At 71.3% G+C, this 3,582-nt stretch carries 4 protein-coding genes; all 4 read right to left on the reverse strand.

Translation table 11 applies throughout. The features are described from left to right. Nucleotides 1-815: sulfate adenylyltransferase subunit CysD (gene cysD / locus ACFT41_RS32035; RefSeq protein ID WP_377614106.1), on the reverse strand; the 815-nt coding region annotated here is incomplete at its 3' end. Between the two features lie 78 nt (nucleotides 816-893). Continuing rightward, on the reverse strand, nucleotides 894-1,712 hold the full coding sequence (locus ACFT41_RS32040; protein WP_377614107.1) for an inositol monophosphatase family protein: 819 nt from the start codon (nucleotides 1,710-1,712) through the stop codon (nucleotides 894-896). Nucleotides 1,713-1,930: 218 nt separating this feature from the next. Then, nucleotides 1,931-2,521: an aminoacyl-tRNA hydrolase gene (pth, locus tag ACFT41_RS32045; RefSeq protein WP_377590517.1), complete on the reverse strand. Its 591-nt coding sequence runs from the start codon at nucleotides 2,519-2,521 to the stop codon at nucleotides 1,931-1,933. A 114-nt stretch (nucleotides 2,522-2,635) separates the two neighbouring features. After that, nucleotides 2,636-3,322: a 50S ribosomal protein L25/general stress protein Ctc gene (locus ACFT41_RS32050; RefSeq protein WP_377590515.1), complete on the reverse strand. Its 687-nt coding sequence runs from the start codon at nucleotides 3,320-3,322 to the stop codon at nucleotides 2,636-2,638. Between the last annotated feature and the right edge of the window lie 260 nt (nucleotides 3,323-3,582).

The raw sequence follows: 3,582 nt of genomic DNA on the forward strand, positions 1-3,582 counted from the left end.
ACCTCCTCGATCACCGCCACCACACTCGCGGCATCCGAACGCACCGCCGCCGTACAGGAGGCGTCACCCACCGTCCGATACCGCACCACCTCCACGAACGGGCGCTCACCCGCCCGCGGCGTGAAGAACTCGTTCACCGCGTACAACATCCCGTCCCGCTCCACCACCTCACGCTCATGCGCGAAATAGATCGACGGCAACGGAATCTGCTCCCGCGCCACGTAGTGCCACACATCCAACTCGGTCCAGTTCGACAACGGGAACACCCGAATCGACTCACCCGGATGATGCCTACCGTTGTACAACGACCACAACTCCGGCCGCTGATTCTTCGGATCCCACTGCCCGAACTCGTCCCGGAACGAAAACACCCGCTCCTTCGCCCGCGCCTTCTCCTCGTCCCGACGCGCCCCACCGAACAACGCATCGAACCGGTGCTTCTCCACCGCGTCCAACAACACCGGCGTCTGGATCCGGTTCCGCATCCCGTCCCCGGACTCCCGCACCAACCCCCGCGTCAACGCCTCCGGCACCGACGCCACGATCAACTGCAACCCCAACTCCGACACCCGACGATCCCGATACTCCAGAACCTCCGGAAAGTTGTGCCCCGTATCCACATGCATCACCGGAAACGGCACACTCGCCGGCGCAAACGCCTTCTGCGCCAACCGCAACATCACGATCGAATCCTTACCACCCGAGAAGAGCAGCACCGGCCGCTCCATCTCCGCAACCACCTCACGCATCACAAAGATGCTCTCCGCCTCCAGGGCGTCGAGGTGGGAGACCTGGTATGTGGCGGGGGCGGTCATGACCCGGCCTCGATCCGCTCGGCTGCGCTCATGGATTCCAGACCTTTCCGGTCGGACACGTGAAGAAGACTGCTCAGGTTACCCGGAATGCCTCTGCAGCGCTGCAAGCAACCGGCTGGCGAGATCCTTGCGGCAGACCAGCAGATCCGGCAGGCGCGGGTCGGCCTCGTTGTATTTCAGCGCAGAACCGTCGATCCGGGAAGCATGCAGGCCGGTGGCCGTCGCCACAGCCACCGGAGCGGCCGAGTCCCACTCGTACTGGCCGCCCGCGTGGACGTACGCGTCGACCTCGCCGGTCACCACAGCGGCGATCTTCGCCCCCGCCGAGCCCATCGGCACCAGATGAGCGCCGACATCCTCCGCCAGATCGGTCAGGAAAACCGGCGGACGGCTACGGCTGGCCGCCAACCGGATGGATCGCCCGCCACCCGAGGTCGCCGCCTCCAAGGTCATCGGCGGGTACGCCGGCGGATGGTCCGTGCCCAGCACCCGGTGCTGCGCGGGCAGCCCCACCGCCCCCGCCACCAGGCGGTGCGGGGTCAATGCGGCACGCGCCCACAGCGCCACGTGCACCGCCCAGTCCGCGCGGCCCTCCTCGGAGAACTCCCGAGTCCCGTCCAGCGGGTCGATGATCCACACCCGGTCGGCGGTCAACCGGGACACCGTCCCGGCGCTCACCTCCGCCGCCCCCGCCAGCCGCGACCCCTCGTCCTCCTCCGAGAGGACCGCGTCCCCCGGACGCCACTTCGCCAGCTCGGTGCGGATCAGGTCGTGCGAGACCTTGTCCCCGGCCGACTTCAACGCCCCCGGGTCGGCGAACCCCAGCTCGGCCCGCAGGCCCAGCAGCGCCTGCCCGGCCTGGGCCGCCAACCACCGGGCGAACGCGCCGTCGATCATCGGAGGACTGCCCACCACTCGCTCCCGTCGCCTCGCCCACGGGCCCGCCTCATCGCCGGCCCGCCCCGCCCCGACCCGCCTCACCGGTCGCAGTGCGCCGGAAACCGCGGCGCGGCGATCCGCCCCCCGCCGGCCGCCGGCCACCTCACCCGCCGCGGTCCGCCAGAAAGGCGCAGACTACCGGCCGTACGGCCGCCGGCCGCGCCGCCCCGCCCGGCTCAGGCCCCGTGGTACAGGTTCTGGGTCGGCTCCACACCCCGGGTGACCACCGACTCGACCACGTCCGCCGCCCGGTCCACCAGGAACTCCAGTTCCCTGCGCTCGGCCGCGGAGAAGTCCGACAGCACGTAGTCGGCCGGGTCCTGCCGCCCCGGCGGCCGGCCGATGCCGAACCGCACCCGCACGTACTCCTTCGTCCCCAGCGACTTCGACATCGAACGCAGCCCGTTGTGCCCGCCCTCGCCGCCGCCGCACTTGACCCGCAGCTGGCCGTAGCCGATGTCCAGCTCGTCGTGGACCGCGATCACCCGGCCCGGCGGCACCTTGTGGAACTGCGCCAGCCCGGCCACCGGCCCCCCGGAGAGGTTCATGTACGTCAAAGGCTTCATCAGCACCAGCTTCGGCCCGCCCAACCCGAGCCGCCCCTCGGCGACCTCGGCCACCGCCCGCCGGTGCCGGCCGAACTTCCCGCCCACCCGGGCGGCCAGCAACTCGGCCACCATGAAGCCCACGTTGTGCCGGTTACCCGCGTACTCCCGACCGGGGTTGCCCAGGCCGACCACCAGCCACGGCCCCGCCTCGTCCGTCACGCCACGCCCCTCCCGCTCCCCCTGCCGCACCCGGCGGCCGGCTCAGACCCGGTCCCGACACGACGACAGGCGCCCCCGGGGCCGGGGACGCCTGTCGCACGGAACACGGACCGGTCAGGCCTCGGTCTTCGCCTCGGCCGGGGCCTCCTCGCCCTCGGCGGCCGGCGCCTCGGCACCCTCGGCGGTCTCCTCGCCGGCCTCGGCCTCCTCGGCGGCGACCTCGACCTCGGGCAGCGTGGCCTCCAGCTGCGCGGCGGTCGGGGCGGCGGTCACGGCGGCGACCGCCAGCTCCGGGTCGGCGGCCAGCTCGACGCCCGACGGCAGCTCCACGTCGGCGGCGGTGACCTGCGTGCCGGCCTCCAGGCCCTCGATCGACGCCTCCAGGTGATCCGGCACCTTGGTGGCGTCGGCGGTCACCGAGAGGGTGTCGTGGTCGTGCACGATCAGGGTGTCCTTCGCGGCCTCACCGGTCAGCTGCACCGGGACCTCGACGGTGACCTTCTCGCCGCGGCGGACCAGCAGCAGGTCGACGTGCTCGAAGCTGTCCTTGATCGGGTCACGCTGGATCGCCTTCGGCAGCGCCAGCACCTGGGTGCCGTCGCTCACCTCGATCGCGAACAGCTGGTTGGCGCCGCCCTTACGGATGGCGGCGGCGAACTCACGCGCGGGCAGCGCGATGTGCTTCGGCTTCTCGCCGTGGCCGTACAGCACGGCGGGCACCATGCCGGCCCGGCGGGTACGGCGGGCACCACCCTTGCCGAACTCGGTACGGGGCTCGGCGCTGATCTTTACCTCGGACACGGGGAAACTCCTGATGCTGTTCGCGCGGCGGCTTGTCGTCTTGCGGTGCTGGGCGAGGGGGCTCGCTGGGGCTCATGCGTCATGCACGACTGCCCGGAGCACCGCGTCGATCACGGTGCCTCCGTGCGGTGCTTTTCAGCGGCCCGCCGGGCACCCTCGCCGTGGCAACCGCAACAGTCTACCCGAGCTGATTACGCGCCTGACGGCAGTCCCCGCCTCGCCCGCTGTCAGGGGCGAAAACGCCCAACAGCGCCGCGCGC

The organism is Micromonospora sp. NPDC057141, assembly GCF_042670805.1.
In the GTDB taxonomy this organism is placed as follows: domain Bacteria; phylum Actinomycetota; class Actinomycetes; order Mycobacteriales; family Micromonosporaceae; genus Micromonospora.